Below are 16489 nucleotides of genomic sequence, written 5' to 3' on the forward strand. Positions count from 1 at the left end.
CCGGGCTGGTTGTGAGCTGCGCGCGTGCAAAGTGGTTCGCAGTTGAAAACGTTGTTCCTGAGCCCGGCAATGAGTGGCGCTTGTTGTCGGGTAGCAGGGCGACTCTGGCATGGTGAGGATAAAAACAATGATTAGCCAAGGCCTAGCAAGACCTAATTCTTTGAGTGTGCACTTGTTGAGTGCGGCTCTGATTTCTTTGTGGCTGGCCATGATGGGGACAACCCAGGCTGGCACGCCCACCATTGATCCGCTTGAAATGCAGGCGCCGACACTCGCACAGCCGCTGGCCGCACCGTTGATCAGCGTGGCCCGCGCCGGCGACGTGCTGGTCGGTGTCGGCCTGCACGGCCTGATTCAACGCTCCCACGACAATGGCACCAGCTGGGAGCAAGTCCCCAGTCCGGTGTCCAGTGACTTCGTTCAAGTGCGCTTCAGCGATGCGCGAAACGGCTGGATTGTCGGCCACGACTCAGTGGTGTTGCACAGCAGTGACGGCGGCGCCACATGGGTCGTGCAGATGGATGGGCGCAAGTTGTTCAGCCTGCTTGGCAGTGTCTATGGCCGGCGGGCCGAACAGGGCGACCAGGAAGCCGGCGATCTGGTCCAGGAGGTAAACCGCGCGGTGGCTACGTCCGCGACACCCGCTGTGATACCGGCGCCCTTGCTGGACGTGTTATTCGACGCCAGCGGTCGCGGCTTCGTCGTAGGTGCCTTTGGCATGATCCTTCGAAGTGAGGATGCCGGCAGCACCTGGCAACCCTGGCTCGAGCGCGCAGACAACCCACGCAGAATGCATTTGTATGGACTGGCGGAGCGCAATGGCACGTTCTACATCAGCGGAGAACAGGGTGTATTGCTGCGCCTTGAGCCTGGCCAACAGCGCTTTGAAAAAATCGAGACGCCCTACACCGGCACCTATTTTGGCATCGCCGCCTTTGAAAACCTGCTGCTGGCCTACGGGCTGCGCGGCAATTTGTTCGCAAGTGTTGATGATGGCCAGCAGTGGCAGCAGATAGAAACCGGGATCGACACCAGCCTGGTCAGCATTGTGGAGCAAGGACCGGCGCTAGTGATGGTGAGCCAGGGCGGGCAACTGGTCAGTCTGGATCTCCACAGTCTCAAGGTCACTCCGCTGGTACAAACGCGCGTGGGCGAGGTGTATGCAGCAAGCGACACGAAGCAGGCCGGGCGGCTAGTGGTGGCACGCTTTGCCGGTGCCAAGGTCATCGATATCGCCCGGGCTAACTGACGCCGTCGGCACGATTCCCTAACGAGAAAGAAAACATGGTCGAGCAAAAATTCAACAGCGGGATGCCAGTGATCACCCACCTGGAGGACTTCGATAAAAGCTCCGGCGGCTGGTTTGAGCGGGTGATCTTCCGTAACCGCATGTTGGTCATCGTTGCCTGCCTGCTCGCCACCGTGGTGCTGGGCTTCTTCGCTGCACAGCTGCAGGTGAACGCCAGCTTTGAAAAGATGATTCCAAGCTCCAGCCCGTACATCAAGAACTACCTGGCTTACAAGAACCAGTTGCCGGGCCTGGGGAACAGCGTTCGTGTGGTGGTCGAGAACAAGACGGGCGATATCTACGACGCCGACTATCTGCTGGCCCTGCAGAAGGTCAACGACATGTTGTACCTGATTCCTGGCGTAGACCGCTCATGGATGAAGTCGTTGTGGATGCCCATCGTACGCTGGAAGGAGGTCACGGAGGAGGGCATCGATGGCGGGGCGGTGATGCCATCGGACTACGACGGCAGCGAACAATCCATCCAGGCCTTGCGTCGTAACATCACACGCGCCGGCATCATCGGCAATCTGGTGGCCAACGACAGCAAGTCGAGCATGCTAGTGGCACCGCTGCTCGATACCAACCCGCAAACCGGCGAGCCGCTGGACTACGGCGTGTTCTCCAAACAGCTCGAAGAGAAGATTCGCGCGTTAGAGAGCGACAAGATCGGCATCCACATCGTTGGCTTCAGCAAGCTGGTGGGCGACCTGATCGATGGTCTGTATTCGGTCATGCTGTTCTTTGGTGCCTCGGTAGTGATTGCAGGGGTGTTCGTGTACTTCTACACCCGTTGCCTGCGCAGTACGCTGCTGCTGGTAGGCGTAGCGGTGGCTGGCGTGGTCTGGCTGCTGGGGCTGATGCAACTGCTGGGTTACGATCTGGACCCTTACTCGATTCTGGTGCCGTTCCTGATCTTCGCCATTGGCATCTCCCATGGCACCCAGAAAATGAACGGCATTCTCCAGGACATCGGCCGCGGTACACACAAGTACGTGGCGGCGCGTTACACGTTCCGTCGCCTGTTCCTGACCGGGCTCACCGCGCTGTTGACCAATATCGTCGGTTTTGCAGTGCTGGTCATCATCGACATCCCAGTGATCCGCGATCTGGCCCTGACCACGAGCATCGGTGTGGCGGTACTCATCTTCACCAAGTTGCTGTTGATTCCGGTGGCGTTGTCGTACCTGGGCGTGAGTGCCAAAGCCGCGCGCATCGCAATCGCCAAGGACCAGGCGGGGGAGGCCGGACAAGGTATTTTGGGGCGTGTTTGGCGTGGCCTGGACCGTTTTACGGAGCGCCCGATGGCCACCGCGATCATTGCTTTGTCGCTGGTGGTGACACTGCTGGGCAGCATGGTGATGATGCACCTGAAGGTGGGCGACCTGGATCCAGGGGCTCCCGAGCTGCGCCCGGACTCGCGCTACAACCGCGACAATGCCTTCATTACCCAGAATTACGGGCTCTCCAGTGACCAGTTCGTGGTCATCATGAAAACCGACGAAGACAGTTGCAGGCTTTACCAGGCTTTGCAACGCATGGACAAGTTGGCCTGGCAGCTTAACCGGACTCCGGGGGTGCAGACCACCCAGTCTCTGGCCGAAACCGTGCGCATGATCAGTTCGGGCATGGCCGAGGGCAGCCCGAAATGGCTCAGTATCAGTCGCGACCAGGCCATTACCAACGCGGCGGTGGATGCGGCAATGATTTCCGCCCCTGGAATCACCAATCAGCAGTGTTCGGTTACCCCAATGATCGCCTACCTGGCCGATCACAAGGCAGACACCTTGAGCCGGGTTCTGAAAGTATCGGAAGCGTTCGCCAAGGAAAACAACACCAGTGCGGACGCCGATAACCCAGTGGAGTTCCTGCTGGCAGCGGGCAATGCCGGCATCGAGGCCGCAACCAACATCGAGGTCGAGAAGGGCATCATCACCATGTACCTGGCGGTGTACGGCGCAACGGCGCTGCTGTGCCTGCTGACGTTCCGCAGCTGGCGCGCGACGGTGGTTGCGCTGATCCCTCTGCTGATGACCACGATCATCTGCAAGGCGCTGATGGTGTGGTTGGGCATCGGTCTGAAGGTCGCGACGTTGCCGGTCATTGCGGTGGGCGTCGGTGTCGGCGTGGACTATGCGCTGTACCTACTCAGCGTACAGCTGGCGGTGCAAGAGCGCGGCGCCAGCCTGGCAGTCGCCTACCGTCGTTCGCTGGACTTCACCGGCCGCGTGGTCGCGCTGGTCGGCCTGACTATGGCGGCCGGGGTGATTACCTGGGCCTGGTCACCCATCAAGTTCCAAGCCGACATGGGCATCCTGCTGACCTTCATGTTCCTGTGGAACATGCTCGGGGCGCTGGTCCTGATCCCGGCACTGTCACATTACCTGCTCAACCCCAGACGCAACGCCAAGGCCGGGACCACCCTGGATCTTGACGAGGCCCGCGTGCAGCAGCGCCCCGACAAGCCTGCAAGCGTGGCCAAACGCCATGCATTGCCCGCGCCCACCGTACGCGGCGTGCCCGCTGACTGAAAAGGCCGGGTATAGGCCTTGCCAACCCCTTTGAGGAGAGAGAAATGTTCGAATTACTGATGAGTGCCGACATGATGGTGCCGGACCCGGACGCCATGACGGAAATACTGGTCGACAAGCTCGGTATCTACAAGCATGAACGCTGGCGCCAGGCGTTCGACAATCACCCGTACATTGCGCACTTTCTGCGGGTGCACAAGTCTCTGGCAGTGTCTCCCACGCGCATTGAGCCGCAGTGGCACCTGGATCGCCCCAATCCGGGCGACCCGCTGTTCCATGAGTTCCTGGAGAGTCTAAAGGACTACCAGGGCCGCCATCGGCCCATGCTGACCCACTCCATCGTGCTGGCGCTGCATGGTGACAAGTTCGATGCGCTGGTGGACAAGCTGATGCGCCGTCGCCTGCCTTTTCGCATGGCGCAGCGTACCCCGGAAATGCCATTCGATCGTCTATGGCTCGGTGCGACCCCCGAGAAGCCCTGTTACCAGCCGTCCGTGGATGGGGGCCTGTGCATCGAGATCATGCCGACCGAGCCATTGCAGATGCCGGCCGAAACCTACCAACTGCCGCCGGTCAAGCCGCGAGATCTCAAGCCCGGCGACATGGTGCGCGTGACCGCCCGTGGGTTCCTGGTGCGAGACCTGGATGAAACTCTGCGCAAGATTTCCACCAACCTGGACTGGGAACCGAGCGGGCCGGTAGAGCATATCGCCGGTGAAGGATATCGCCGTGCACGCATGGGGTTCAGCGTGCCCAACAGCGCCACCCTCGATGTACTGGAGGCCACTTATTGGAACACTGATGCCGGCCATTACCTCAACAACTGGGGGCCGGGCCCTTACTACATCCGCATCGGCGTCAACGACTTGGCCGCCAAGGCCGAGGACCTGCGCGCCCGCGGCACCCGTTTTGAGTGGGTTGAGTCATCGCAGGCGGTGGACGGCCGGGCGCTGATCAAGGTCGACCCGCAAGAGCTCAATGGTCAGGTGTTCGAGTTTGAGGAGTGCCCTGCATGAGCACAGCGCTGAGCGAGCAGGTGATCAACGAGGCGGTGCGCGTGGAGTGTGACGCACGGGTCGGCTGGGTGGTACTGACTCGCCCCAACCAGATCAACGCCATCAATGACGCGATTCGTCAGGGGGTACCGCAGGCGCTGACCCTGCTGCAGCAAGATCCCGAGATTCGCGTGATCGTGATTCGTGGTGAAGGCGAGCGCGGCTTCTGCGCCGGCGCCGACATCAAGGAACGCCGTGGCCCTGAATCCAGCCTTCAGGTTCGCCAGCGCATGGAAAAGGTGCGCTGGATCGAAGCTCTGGACGGTATCGCCAAGCCGGTGATCGCGGCCATCCACGGCTACTGCATGGGCGGCGGGCTGGAGCTGGCGTTGGCCTGCGACATTCGCTTCGCGGCGCCCAATGCGGTGTTTGCGCTGCCGGAAACCGGCCTGGGGCTGATCCCCGGTGGCGGCGGCACGCAACGTCTGTCGCGTGTGGTCGCACCGGGCCAGGCACTGGACATGCTGCTTTCTGGTGATCGCATGAATGCAGCACAAGCGCAGCGCATCGGGCTGGTAAGTCGGGTGGCCAGCGACAACCACGGCCTGCTGGAGGAGGTCACGACCTTTGCCCGGCGTATCGCCGCCAAGCCGCCCACCGCATCGGCCTTCGTCAAGCAGGCGGCCCGTGCCGCGCTGGAGTTGGACCTCAAGAGCGGACTGAACCTGGAGCTCGACTTGTTCGCGCTGCTGGCACCTACCCACGACGCGCGCGAGGCTGCCCAGGCCTTTAGCGAACGGCGTGAGCCGCGTTTCACCGGCGAGTGACGGGCTCACTTACAACAAGGAAATCCACATGAGTACAGGCAAGCTGGCAGGACGGGTGGCCATCATCACGGGCGCCGGTGGCGGGTTGGGGGCAGAATGCGCCCGCGTGCTCGCCTCCCATGGGGCGAGCATCGCCGTGGTCGACATCAACCTGGACGGGGCCACGACGGTTGCCCAATCGTTGCTCGACGAAGGGCACCAGGCGTTGGCGATTCGCACCGACGTGTCGTCGGAGGCCGACGTCCAGGCGATGGTTGCCCAGGTCAGGCAGCGGTTTGGTCGTATCGACGTACTGCACAACAATGCGGCAATCCTCAATGCTGAGCAGCGCCAGGCAGACCGCGATTTCGTCAATCTCGACATGGCGGCCTGGGACCGCGCCATCGCCGTTAACCTGCGCGGCGCGGTGTTGTGCACCAAGCACGTGATCCCGGCCATGCTGGAACTGGGCAAGGGCTCGATCATTTTCGCCACCTCGGGGCTCGGTATGCAGGGTGACATGTCCCTGACCGGATACGCTACCTCCAAGGCCGGCCTGATGATGTTACCGCGCATGGTGGCCTCGCAGTACGGCAAGCAGGGCATTCGCGGCAATGCCGTACAGATCGGTTTGGCGCCCTCCGAGCACGCCATGCCGCCGGCGTTGCTAGACATCCTGCGCGACAACCACTGTACCGCCGAACTAGGCACCCCGCGCCAGATCGCCGATGTCGTGGCGTTCCTGGCGAGCGACGAGTCGTCCTTCGTTACCGGCAGCACACTGGTGGCCGATGGCGGGTTCAGTACCCACACCCCTTCATTGGTGGCCATGCGCTCGCTATTCGCGCAGATGGGCAGAACTGGCATGTGACCCCCGCGGCGACGCGTACCTGCGTCGCCGCAGCTGACCTTCGACTTGGAAGCATGTGATGAACCAGACGCAATCCGCAGTAAACCCTGATTTTGATGTGATCGTGGTCGGCGGGGGCACCAATGGCCTATCTGCTGGCTGCTACCTGGGCATGGAGGGCAAGAAAGTGCTGGTGCTCGAAGCCCTGGACAAGGTGGGTGGCATGGCCTCCTCGGGCTACCTGATACCTGAGGCGCCGCAGCACTTGGTTCACCCCTGCGCGCTGGACATGATGTCGATGCGCGTGCACGCCCACGTGCCGGCGGAGCTTGGCCTGGAGCAACACGGCTTCAAATCGGTGGAACTGGCGCCGGGGTATGTGTATCTGCACCCGGACGGCCAATCGCTGATCTTCTGGCGTGACCGCGAGCGTACCGCTGCCGAGATCCGCCGCTTCAGCACCCGCGACGCCGACGCGTTTCTTGAATTCATGAAGGTCATCGACCTGTTCCTGGAGATCGCGCTGCCGATAATGCGGGTCGATCCGGCCAAGGCCAACCTGGGGGTCAAGCTGCGGATGGTCGCCACAGCAATCAGGCATAGGGCCCTGAAGCCCGAACTGATGGCGCTGATGACTGGGTCGGCTCTGCAGGCGGCGCGCGAACGATTCGAGCATCCGATCACCCGCTCGGCGATGTGCGCGCTTACCGGGCTTGCGGGCGACATCACAGCCGACGGCGGTGGCATCTACTACGCCCTGCTAGGGTTCCTGCACCGCTTCGGTGTGGGGCGGGTGATGGGCGGCATGCAGCAGTTGAGCAATGCCATGCGGGCCCGCCTGGAGGCGTTGGGCGGCCAGGTGCTGGTGTCGGCCAGCGTCAGTGAAATCGTGGCCAGTGACGGCGTGGTCAAAGGCGTGAAATTGGCCGATGGCCGTACCTTCTCTGCCCGCGCCGTGATTGCCGGCTGCCACCCCCGGCCGGCGCTGGAGATGGTCACTGCCGGTCAGCTTCCCAAGCATCTGCTGACCCGCATCGCCATGGCCCCGGCCAACGCCAAGGGCTCGGGCCCGTTGAAGGTGGATGTGGCCCTACGCGGGCAGATTTCGCTGCCACGCTTCGAGGCGGTGCGCGGCGATGGTGTCGACTTGCGCAACACCTGTCTGCTGATCGGCACCGAAGAGGCCGTGCTGGAGAACTTTGCCGCCTGTGCGCGGGCCGAAGTGCCGACCTTGCCCTACATCACCATGGCCGTACCCAGCGCCGCCGACCCGTCACAGGCGCCTGAGGGCCAGGATGTGCTGTACATCTACCCACCGGTGATGCCGGTCAACCCGAATGAAGGGTGGGATGCCCTGCGTGAGCGAGTGGCTGATCAGGTGATCGAGCAGTTGTACGCCTATGTCGACGGTATCGAGGGGCAAATCATCGGCCGACGCATCGAGGCTGCCCCGGACTTCACCGCGCGCCTGAATACCGTGAATGGTTGCGTGGTGCATATCGATACCACTTCGATGCGCTCCAGCACCATGCGCCCGGCGCACGGCCTGGGTGGCGATACGCTGCCGGTGGCGGGGTTGTACTTGGGCAGTGCGGGCATCCATCCTGGGGGTGGAGTCAATGGCATGGCAGGCCGGCTGGCGGCCAGGCGGGTCAGCCGCTACCTGAGCAAGTCGCGGCGCTGAAAAGCGCCCCGTCTACAGGGGCCGCAGACAGACGAAACCGGCAGCCGTCAGAGGCTGCCGTTTTTCTTTTCTGCGTTCAGAGACAGGCTCGCAATGACGAAGTCGGCCGAGTATTGGCGCCAGGTAATCATGCCTTCGGCAGAGTCGGTATCCAGGCCAGCGAGGGTCGACATCGAATAGCGGTTGGTGAACCAGCCCGTGGTCACCAGCGAGGCACAGGCCAGTAGCAGGCGTGGGTTGATGTCGGCGCGAAAATCCCCGCTGGCGGCGCCCCTGCGTAGGATGGCGTCGAGCTTGGCAATCAGTGCCGGCGCCATTTCTTGGAAATGATTACGAGGTGTTTCGTGGGCGTCGTGATAGCGAATGCCCTCCAGCGCCAGGCTGCCGAGGAAGGGGTCGAGCCGGTACTGGTCGAAGAAGTGATTGAGGACGGCACGCAGCGCAACAGGCGGTGGCAGTTGCTCGACCTCCAGGTTCACCAGCTCGGACATGATGTGGCTCGACGACTCGTCCAGTACCGCTACGAACAGGCCTTCCTTGGAACCGTAGTAGTGGTAGACCAGCTGTTTGGTGACGCCGGCCTCCCGAGCTATTTCTTCCACCCGTGCCCCAGCCAGGCCTTTCTTGGCGAACTCGACACGTGCAGCCGCGAGCAGCCGTTTCATCGTGCTGCGCTTGCCCTGTTCGACACCGTCTGTTGCTTTGACTATCACCCTGGACTCCTCATGCCGGTGTTGGCCCTTGTTGTTCACACCTTGAAGCATTTACCCGGCTGCCTTCGTTTGACCCCGAGTCAAACGAATCGGAGCCGCCCCTTACAGACAAGGGCATACCATAGGTTGGCAGGCGATACATCCTACGTAAAGCGCAGAAATATCGGTGCGCAGGCAAGAATAAAAACAACACAGGAGATCCTGATGAGCAACGAAAGTGCAGCCCTGGACCTGGCAACGGCGTACAACGCCGTGTCGGAAATGTACCGCGGTACCGATCTGGACATTCACGCGGTGTGCCGCGAGCAACGATTGAAATCACCCATCTACGAAGGCGATTTCATCACCCAGTTCGGCGTGCCGACCAATGCGGGCACTCAGCAGGGCACGCGCCCGACCTTCGCGTTGTTCAAGTACCAGGACGTGATGAGCGTGCTGCGCGACGGCGCCACCTACACCAACGGTTTCATCGCTGAGGGCCTTGGTGCGTTTTTTGATGGACTGATCATCCTGGCTATGGACGGTGACGAGCACCGCAAGGTGCGCGCCTTGTTGCAACCGGCGTTCATGCCCGAAACGGTCAACAAGTGGCGTCCGCAGATCGACCAGGTGATCCGCGAGGAATATATCCATCCGATGCTGCCGGCGAAAAAGGCCGACCTGATGAAGTTCGGCCTGGAGCTGCCGATTCGCATCATGTACGCACTGATGGGGTTTCCCTCCGACGACCCGTCCAAATACAAGCAGTACGCGGCCTGGGCACTGGCCATCGTGGGGGGCAACCAGATCGACCCGAGCAAGATGGTCGAGGCGCGCCGCCAGGCCGGGATCGCGGTTAAAGGGCTATACGACGCGCTGGCCGAAGTGGTGGTGCAACGCCGTCAGGCGGGCAGCCAGGGCGACGACGTGGTGGGCCGCCTACTACGCGCCGAATACGAGGGGCGCACGCTGAACGACCATGAGGTCATCACCTTTACTCGCTCGTTGCTGCCGGCGGCAGGTGAAACCACCACGCGCATGTTCGGCTCGGTCATGACCCTGCTGCTGACCACGCCGGGCCTGCTGGAGCGGGTCAAGGCCGACCGCAGCCTGATTGCCAAGCTGATGGACGAAACCACGCGCTTCGAGCCGGTGGCCACCTTCAAGGTGCGCGAGACGGCCAAGGACGTCGAATTCCATGGCGTAAAAATCCCCAAGGGTTCGTTCGTGCAGTGCATGGTGGTATCGGCCAACCGCGACGAAGACGCCTTCGAAAACCCTGACGTGTTCGACATCGACCGCAAGCCCAAGCCTTCCTTCGGCTTCGGTTTCGGTCCGCACATGTGTATCGGCCAGTTTGTCGCCAAGGTCGAGATCAGTTGCGCGGTCAACGCCATCCTCGACCTGTTGCCCAACCTGCGCCTGGACCCCAGCCAACCGCTGCCGATGATTAGCGGCGCGCAGCTGCGCGGCGTATCCAGGTTGCCAGTGATCTGGGACTGAGCCTACCTCGGATACCACATTTAGCTTTACGGCCTTACAAAAACAACAGAGGGCACTATGAGAACGTTCAAGACCATTCCAGAGCGCGGCGACTTCGGCTTCCAGCAACTGGTGGGCCCGCACAAGGTAAGCGGCGCCTCGATGTCGGCCGAGCGCGGCTTTTTCGGCCTGCACCTGAGCAAGAGCTCACCCTTCGGATCGGTGCGCGATGAGCAAGGCAACATCTATTCCTTCGTTCGCTCGCTGATGGCCCCCAACGGCACGCCGAACCCGACCAAGTTCTTTTACCTGAACAACCATGTCGACAAGGTCAACCTGCGCATGGACCACGAGAAGATGGCCAAACAGGCGCTAACGCCCATGCCCGTGCACAGCCTCGACGGTGATACCGCGCGCTGGGCCAGCCAACCGGGGGAACCGGGCAATGCCTGGGAAATCACTGCCAGCAGCGAACGCCTGACCTGGAAGGAGGAGGGCCTGTTCGCTATCGAGGGTCGCCTGCTCGGGCCGGGTTTGCAATGGTACTTGCCGGGCGTGGAGTGGGGTACGTTCTATGTTTCGCAGTTGTGGGATGTGGCGGGCGTATGCGAGGGTCGGCCGGTCAAAGGTGCGCTGGCGCTGGACCAGTTCTACATGGCTGAAGGCGGCGCCATCCATTTCAAGAAAGACCTGGTGGTGAACAACAACAAGCACGTGATCTGGTGGTCGTTCGTCACCGTGTACAAGGACGGCACCTGGGATACCGGCTCGTTCATGGTCGGCCACGACCATCTCGGCTATGCCTTCTTCAACAATGAAAAAGGCGAAGTGCGGGTGACCACCGACATCGAAGGCCAGACCGAGCACAAGGACGGTAGCTACTTCCTGAAGTCGGCGCGGATCGTGCTGGAAGGCAAGGAAGAATGGGAGTTCCTGCCGGACGAGCGGGGCGAGATGATCGATTTTGTCGGCGGCTTCCCGATCACTGCCCAGCAGGAAGGGCGCTGGCGTCGGGTAGGCGATACCCGTGAGCCGTCGCACTGGCTGGGCTGGGGTGAATCTGACCGGCGCAACGGTTCGGCGCGTAATGTGCCTGGCAAGGATCTGTAACGCTGCACTGTGCGCCTGCCTCGGTGGGCAGGCGTATGCATAAAGCAAAACCCTCAACCAATAACAACAACGGGGAACCGCGATGAAGTTTCGCGACAAAGTAGTACTGGTAACCGGTGCGGGTCGTGGCATGGGTCGGGCGATTGCACTGGCCTACGCGCGCGAAGGGGCGCGGGTGGTGGTCTCGGCACGTACTGCGCGCTACGGTGAAGACACCGTCGAGCAGATCCGCACACTGGGCGCCCAGGCATGCCTGGTGGGCGGCGACATTGCCGACCGCGATGCCATCAGGTCGATGGTCGAGGGCGGCGTGGCGCAGTTCGGCGGCCTGGATATCGTGGTGCACTGTGCCGCCGACACCCGTCACGGGTTGATCGCCGAGATGCCGGACGACGCGTTCGATCACATCGTGCGCAGCAATATCCAGTCGCTGTTCTGGCTGGCCAAGGACAGCGCGCCGTACCTGTCCAAGGCCCCCGACAAGGGCCGGCTGATCTTTATCTCCTCCGGTGAAGCCAACCGCAAATACACCCCGCGGCTGATCGCCTATGGTTCCAGCAAAGCTTTCATGAATGCCTTCGCCCGTGGGCTGGCGGTGGAATTCGGCGCCATGAACATTCTGGTTAACGTGGTCGAGCCCGGCCTTATTGGCACTGATCACATGCTCGAAACCCTGGGCGAGGAGCTGCCCCACAAGCTGGCGGCGCATTTTCCGGTCGGGCGTCTGGGCGAGTCTGCCGACATTGCCAATGCGGTGCTGTTCCTGACCTCCAACGAGGCGTCGTATATCACTGGCACCTCGTTGCTGGTGGACGGGGGCGCCACCATGGTGGCGTTGCCCAAGGTCGAAGAAATCCTCAAGGGCCAGTAACGCGCCGCGCTGCTACGGGAGTGAAAATGCATGACTACAGACACACGTGAGCGCCAACGCGCTGGCAACGATTTTTCCGAATTCAGGCGCGGCTGGCGCGTGGTGCTGTTGGGGCTGTTCGGCATCTGCACCAGCATCACCGCCGCCTTGCTGTATGCGTTCGGCACCCTGGTGATTCCGCTGGAACAGGCCTTCGGCTGGAGCCGGGGCGACTTGCAGGCCTCGATTTCCTTTCTGTTCGCCGGGGTGGCCATCTCCACCCAGATGGTCGGTTGGCTGTATCGGCGCTACGGCCTGCGTCGGGTCGCCATCGTCTCGATCATGCTGCAGATCGTCGGCTACTTCGCCATCACCCAGATCCAGGGGGCAATCGCCTGGTTGTACCTGGCGTTCTTCAGCATGCCGATCGTCTGTGCCGGTACCATCGCCATCACCTGGACGCAGCTGGTCAACCTGTGGTTCGAGCGTAACCGGGGGCTGGCCCTGGCGGTGATCCTGTGCGGCACCGGTCTGATGGCGATGATCCTGCCTCCGTTATTGTCCCGGCTGATAGGTGCCTATGGCTGGCAGGCCGGTTTCATTGCCCTGGGGGCGATGCCGCTGCTGTTCACGCTGCCGCTGGCGTTGATGTGGTTGCGCATGCCGGTCGAGGTCGCCGCGGCCGACCCTTTGACGGCGCAGCCGCAACCGTCGTTGTCGGGCATGAGCTTCAGACAGGCGCTGCGCTCGGGCAAGTACTGGGGTTTCAATATCGCGTTGATCCTATCAGTATCATTGACAGTGGGCATGGTCACCAACATTGTGCCGATGCTGCAAAGCAAGGGCCTGAGCGCGCAGCAGGCCAGCCAGATCTTCAGTACGTTCGGCATTTCGATCATTGGCGGGCGCCTGCTGGTGGGGTACCTGCTGGACCGCTACTCGCCGTCGCTGGTGGCGGCGGTGAGCCTTGCGTTACCGGCACTGGGGTGCGCAATCTTCTTTTTTGGCGGCTCGCAGCACGTACCGCTGTTGATGCTGGCGACCCTGTGCATCGGTGCCAGTGCCGGCGCCGAGTTTGACCTGGCGGCGTTTCTGATGGCGCGCTACTTCGGCCTGAAGGACTACGCGCGCATCTTTGGCCTGCACCTGTGCCTGATCACCATCGTGTCCGGCCTGGTGCCGATGCTTTTCGGCCACCTGTTCGATGTGTACGGCAGCTATTCGGCAGTACTGGTGAGCTGCTTCTTCTGCGCCATCATCGGCCCGATCATTCTGCTGTGGCTGAGAATGGAACCGGCATTTCAAGCGCTGCAGCGTCAGCTCAAACAACAAACTGCCTAGGGACGACCCTTACATGACAATGGACAAACACGTGATCGAAGACTTTCTGCACGGCCAGGTCGACTGCTGGAACCGCGGCGACAAGGAAGGCTTTTTTGCCCACTACCGCAGCGTGTCACCCAATGGCTTGAGTATCGAGTATGTTGGCAAGCCGCAGCATGACGCTTGGCAGGTGCTGGAGGGCATGTGGGCGCAACAGCAACCCAAAGTTCGGGTCGAGGTACGCCAGTGCATCATCAATGGCAATGAAGTGGCGTGCCACCACTTGAACGCTTTTCGCGAGCAGGACGGTGGCATAGAGACGATCGAGCTGTACCGGTTCGAAGGGGGGCGGTTGTCCGTGCGTTACTTCATCAACCAGTAGAACCATCGGTAGAACAGGAGAGCTCGCGCCAGGCTTCTATCTGAGCGAGCATTCCGGTGAGCTTGACGCTGATCTGGCCGTAGGCGTCGGAACCGGCCAGGTAGCGCAATGGTGGCTGGTCGGTGTTGGCCAGGCGCACCAGGGCTTCGCCCAGCTTCGCCGGGTTGCCGCCCTGTTGATGATTGCCGGCAGCCGACGCAGCCTTGACCTTGGCCGTGAACGCGGCGTAGTCCTGCAGCCCGCGTTCACCGAACATTGCGGAGCTGGCATCGAGAAAGTCGGTGCGAAACACCCCGGGTTCCACCAGCGTGACCTTGATGCCGAACTGCGCTACCTCCTGGGCCAGGGATTCGGAGAACCCCTCCACCGCGAATTTGGAGGCGCAGTATAGTGCGGCGCCTCCCATGCCTAACACGCCGGCCATGGACGACACATTGAACAGGTGGCCGCTACGTTGTGCGCGCATCACCGGCAGCACGGCGCGGCACACGTTGAACAGACCGAACACATTGGTGGCGAACTGCTTTTCGGCATCGCTCGGCAGGTTGTCCTCGAAGGGTGCCAGTTGGCCATACCCGGCGTTGTTGACCAGCACGTCGATTCGACCGAAGCGGGCCACTGCCTGCTCCACGGCGGCCAATGCCTGCGTTTGATTGCTGACTTCGAGGGGCACCGCCAGCACCCGGTCGCCGTACTCGGCAAACATGCCTTGCAGGTGCGCCAGGCGCCGGCCACTGATCACCACGCAGTCACCGTCCGCCAATGCCGCCCTGGCAATGGCGGCGCCCAACCCGCGGCCCGCACCGGTAACAAACCAGACCTTGTTCATTGCATCGCTCCATCAGGTTGCGCAAACGCCGCGCTGGGCCCTTGGGGGTACAGTGCGGCGAGATGTGGGTGAGGGCTGTCAGTCGCGGTTAGCCGCTTCCCAAGTCTTGAGGTCGAAACCTTCGGCTGCTGCTTGAGCCGCCGTCAGCCTGGGCGCGCGGGCGAGAATCTTGCGCGCGGCCATGTGGTCGCCCAGGCGGTTGCAAGACTCCACAGCCACCAAGCGCTCATTGCGAAAGCACAGCACCGAAAGTTGCCGGTCATGGGCAGAACCGAGCACAACCGTGCTGTCGTAGCCGCTGGACAGCCCGGCGATCTGCAGCTTTAGGTCGCCTTGATCGGTCCAGAACCAGGGTAGGGCGGCATAGGGCGAGGGCTTACCCATCAGGCGCGCGGCCACGGTACGCGCCTGGTCGATGGCGTTCTGCACCGACTCGAGTCGGGTGTGCTGCTCTTCGTTCTGTACACATGGAAAGCTGGCCACATCACCGAGTGCGGAAATCTGTGGGTCAGAGGTGAGTAGGTGGGCGTCCACCTTGATGCCGTTCTCGATGTCCAGGCCGGCCTCGGTGGCCAGTTGCGTATTGGGGATAACGCCGATGCCGAATACCACCAGGTCAGCCGGCAGGGTGCGGCCATCTGCGGTTTGCACGCCGCACACCTTGCCGTTGTCGTCGAGAATGCGGGCAAGGCCTTGGCGGAAATCGAAGTGCACGCCCCACTGCTCATGCGCCTGGCGAAACAACTCGGACATTTCCCGCGACACCGCACGCGCCATGGGGCGCTCGCCTAGCTCCAGCACATGCACCTGCGCACCCTGGGCGGCGGCTACCGCGGCAAACTCGAGGCCGATAAAGCCTGCGCCGACCACCACCACGTTGCGCGCCTGCCTGGCCAGCGGCGCCAGGGCGTCGGCATCGGCCTTGGTCTTGATGCCGAACACCTGAGGCAGCTCCGCGCCAGGCACTGGCAGCGGGCGGTTGTGCGCGCCGGTCGCCAGTATCAGGTGGTCATAGCTCAGGGCGGTGCCGGAAGCCAGCACCACGCGGCGGTTGAGCCGGTCGATGGCGGTGGCCGGGTCGTGCAGCAGCTCGATGCGCTGGGTGGCGTAGAACTCGGCCGGGCGGAATAGCAGGTTGTTTTCCTGGATCTTGCCAAGCAGGTAGGCCTTGGACAGTGGTGGGCGTTGGTAGGGCAGGCCGGGTTCATTGCCGATCAGGGTGATACGGCCTTCATAGCCTTCCTGGCGCAGCGATGCGGCCACTTGGAATCCGGCTTGGCCGGCACCGACGATAACGACTGAGGCGAGGGTCATGAGTACTCCTTGCAACGCATTCAGAATTGCGAAGAGGGCAGGTGCAGTACCATGCCTTCCATGTCTTCACTGATAATCAGTTGGCAGCTCAGGCGGCTGTTGTCACGACGCTCGAAGGCGTACTCGAGCATGTCACTCTCCATGCTTTCCGGTGCCTGCACCTTGTGCAGCCACGCTTCGTCTACGTAGGTGTGGCATGTGGCGCAGCTGCAGGCGCCGCCGCAATCGGCGGGCAGGCCCGGCACGCTAGCGAACGTGGCGGCCTGCATGACCGACTGGCCGACTTCGCCGTTGACCTGATGGTGGGTGCCGTTATGTTCGATAAAGGTCAGTGTGGGCATGTTCTGCTCCGT

At 62.1% G+C, this 16489-nt stretch carries 15 protein-coding genes; 11 read left to right on the plus strand and 4 right to left on the minus strand.

Annotation, left to right across the window (positions count from 1 at the left end; translation table 11 throughout):
- Positions 1-127: 127 nt before the first annotated feature.
- The 6 genes from B4I46_RS09690 to B4I46_RS09715 are packed head-to-tail and all read left to right on the plus strand — an operon-like array spanning position 128 to position 8154.
- The gene (locus B4I46_RS09690) at positions 128-1249 is read left to right on the plus strand and encodes a WD40/YVTN/BNR-like repeat-containing protein (RefSeq protein ID WP_286899889.1); all 1122 of its coding nucleotides are present in this window, start codon (positions 128-130) and stop codon (positions 1247-1249) included.
- Positions 1250-1284: 35 nt separating this feature from the next.
- Positions 1285-3819 (plus strand): efflux RND transporter permease subunit, encoded by a 2535-nt coding sequence (locus B4I46_RS09695; RefSeq protein WP_075045770.1) that lies wholly within the window; start codon positions 1285-1287, stop codon positions 3817-3819.
- A gap of 44 nt (positions 3820-3863) precedes the next feature.
- The gene (locus tag B4I46_RS09700; RefSeq protein WP_046785898.1) at positions 3864-4835 is read left to right on the plus strand and encodes a lactoylglutathione lyase; all 972 of its coding nucleotides are present in this window, start codon (positions 3864-3866) and stop codon (positions 4833-4835) included.
- On the plus strand, positions 4832-5641 hold the full coding sequence (locus tag B4I46_RS09705; protein WP_046785899.1) for an enoyl-CoA hydratase/isomerase family protein: 810 nt from the start codon (positions 4832-4834) through the stop codon (positions 5639-5641). The genes B4I46_RS09700 and B4I46_RS09705 overlap by 4 nt, the downstream gene beginning before the upstream one ends.
- 28 nt (positions 5642-5669) lie before the next feature.
- The gene (locus B4I46_RS09710; protein ID WP_046785900.1) at positions 5670-6491 is read left to right on the plus strand and encodes an SDR family NAD(P)-dependent oxidoreductase; all 822 of its coding nucleotides are present in this window, start codon (positions 5670-5672) and stop codon (positions 6489-6491) included.
- Between the two features lie 58 nt (positions 6492-6549).
- On the plus strand, positions 6550-8154 hold the full coding sequence (locus B4I46_RS09715) for a phytoene desaturase family protein (protein ID WP_286899896.1): 1605 nt from the start codon (positions 6550-6552) through the stop codon (positions 8152-8154).
- A 47-nt stretch (positions 8155-8201) separates the two neighbouring features.
- Here the strand turns inward: B4I46_RS09715 and B4I46_RS09720 are convergent, their stop codons facing one another.
- The gene (locus B4I46_RS09720; protein WP_046786386.1) at positions 8202-8867 is read right to left on the minus strand and encodes a TetR/AcrR family transcriptional regulator; all 666 of its coding nucleotides are present in this window, start codon (positions 8865-8867) and stop codon (positions 8202-8204) included.
- Between the two features lie 204 nt (positions 8868-9071).
- Here B4I46_RS09720 and B4I46_RS09725 point away from each other — a divergent pair, with 204 nt between their 5' ends.
- The 5 genes from B4I46_RS09725 (at position 9072) to B4I46_RS09745 (ending at position 13993) form a co-directional block, all read left to right on the plus strand.
- On the plus strand, positions 9072-10349 hold the full coding sequence (locus B4I46_RS09725; protein ID WP_169774697.1) for a cytochrome P450: 1278 nt from the start codon (positions 9072-9074) through the stop codon (positions 10347-10349).
- Between the two features lie 57 nt (positions 10350-10406).
- Positions 10407-11438: a hypothetical protein gene (locus tag B4I46_RS09730; RefSeq protein WP_041505808.1), complete on the plus strand. Its 1032-nt coding sequence runs from the start codon at positions 10407-10409 to the stop codon at positions 11436-11438.
- An 82-nt stretch (positions 11439-11520) separates the two neighbouring features.
- Entirely contained in the window at positions 11521-12309 is a 789-nt protein-coding gene (locus tag B4I46_RS09735) for an SDR family NAD(P)-dependent oxidoreductase (protein WP_046785902.1), read from the plus strand.
- A 30-nt stretch (positions 12310-12339) separates the two neighbouring features.
- Positions 12340-13629 (plus strand): MFS transporter, encoded by a 1290-nt coding sequence (locus tag B4I46_RS09740; protein ID WP_046785903.1) that lies wholly within the window; start codon positions 12340-12342, stop codon positions 13627-13629.
- A 13-nt stretch (positions 13630-13642) separates the two neighbouring features.
- Entirely contained in the window at positions 13643-13993 is a 351-nt protein-coding gene (locus B4I46_RS09745) for a nuclear transport factor 2 family protein (protein WP_046785904.1), read from the plus strand.
- Here B4I46_RS09745 and B4I46_RS09750 read toward each other — a convergent pair.
- The 3 genes from B4I46_RS09750 to B4I46_RS09760 all read right to left on the minus strand — a co-directional run bounded on the left by B4I46_RS09750 (position 13983) and on the right by B4I46_RS09760 (position 16477).
- The gene (locus B4I46_RS09750) at positions 13983-14822 is read right to left on the minus strand and encodes an SDR family NAD(P)-dependent oxidoreductase (RefSeq protein ID WP_286899904.1); all 840 of its coding nucleotides are present in this window, start codon (positions 14820-14822) and stop codon (positions 13983-13985) included. The two genes, B4I46_RS09745 and B4I46_RS09750, sit on opposite strands and share 11 nt — an antisense overlap.
- Before the next feature lie 78 nt (positions 14823-14900).
- Positions 14901-16136, minus strand: coding sequence for an NAD(P)/FAD-dependent oxidoreductase (locus B4I46_RS09755; protein WP_046785906.1), 1236 nt, complete (start codon positions 16134-16136; stop codon positions 14901-14903).
- A 20-nt stretch (positions 16137-16156) separates the two neighbouring features.
- Complete coding sequence (locus tag B4I46_RS09760; RefSeq protein ID WP_046785907.1) at positions 16157-16477, minus strand: 2Fe-2S iron-sulfur cluster-binding protein; 321 nt, start codon at positions 16475-16477, stop codon at positions 16157-16159.
- Between the last annotated feature and the right edge of the window lie 12 nt (positions 16478-16489).

Source organism: Pseudomonas sp. UBA7500 (genome assembly GCF_002478435.1).
GTDB classification, from domain to species: domain Bacteria; phylum Pseudomonadota; class Gammaproteobacteria; order Pseudomonadales; family Pseudomonadaceae; genus Aquipseudomonas; species Aquipseudomonas palmensis.

Excerpts from the sequence above, each read along its gene's own strand:
- B4I46_RS09690 (WP_286899889.1), top strand. The coding sequence starts at position 128 with ATGATTAGCCAAGGCCTAGCAAGACCTAATTCTTTGAGTGTGCACTTG.
- B4I46_RS09750 (WP_286899904.1), bottom strand. The coding sequence starts at position 14,822 with ATGAACAAGGTCTGGTTTGTTACCGGTGCGGGCCGCGGGTTGGGCGCC.
- B4I46_RS09705 (WP_046785899.1), top strand. The coding sequence starts at position 4,832 with ATGAGCACAGCGCTGAGCGAGCAGGTGATCAACGAGGCGGTGCGCGTG.
- B4I46_RS09710 (WP_046785900.1), top strand. The coding sequence starts at position 5,670 with ATGAGTACAGGCAAGCTGGCAGGACGGGTGGCCATCATCACGGGCGCC.
- B4I46_RS09715 (WP_286899896.1), top strand. The coding sequence starts at position 6,550 with ATGAACCAGACGCAATCCGCAGTAAACCCTGATTTTGATGTGATCGTG.
- B4I46_RS09725 (WP_169774697.1), top strand. The coding sequence starts at position 9,072 with ATGAGCAACGAAAGTGCAGCCCTGGACCTGGCAACGGCGTACAACGCC.
- B4I46_RS09755 (WP_046785906.1), bottom strand. The coding sequence starts at position 16,136 with ATGACCCTCGCCTCAGTCGTTATCGTCGGTGCCGGCCAAGCCGGATTC.
- B4I46_RS09700 (WP_046785898.1), top strand. The coding sequence starts at position 3,864 with ATGTTCGAATTACTGATGAGTGCCGACATGATGGTGCCGGACCCGGAC.
- B4I46_RS09730 (WP_041505808.1), top strand. The coding sequence starts at position 10,407 with ATGAGAACGTTCAAGACCATTCCAGAGCGCGGCGACTTCGGCTTCCAG.
- B4I46_RS09745 (WP_046785904.1), top strand. The coding sequence starts at position 13,643 with ATGACAATGGACAAACACGTGATCGAAGACTTTCTGCACGGCCAGGTC.
- B4I46_RS09740 (WP_046785903.1), top strand. The coding sequence starts at position 12,340 with ATGACTACAGACACACGTGAGCGCCAACGCGCTGGCAACGATTTTTCC.
- B4I46_RS09735 (WP_046785902.1), top strand. The coding sequence starts at position 11,521 with ATGAAGTTTCGCGACAAAGTAGTACTGGTAACCGGTGCGGGTCGTGGC.
- B4I46_RS09760 (WP_046785907.1), bottom strand. The coding sequence starts at position 16,477 with ATGCCCACACTGACCTTTATCGAACATAACGGCACCCACCATCAGGTC.
- B4I46_RS09695 (WP_075045770.1), top strand. The coding sequence starts at position 1,285 with ATGGTCGAGCAAAAATTCAACAGCGGGATGCCAGTGATCACCCACCTG.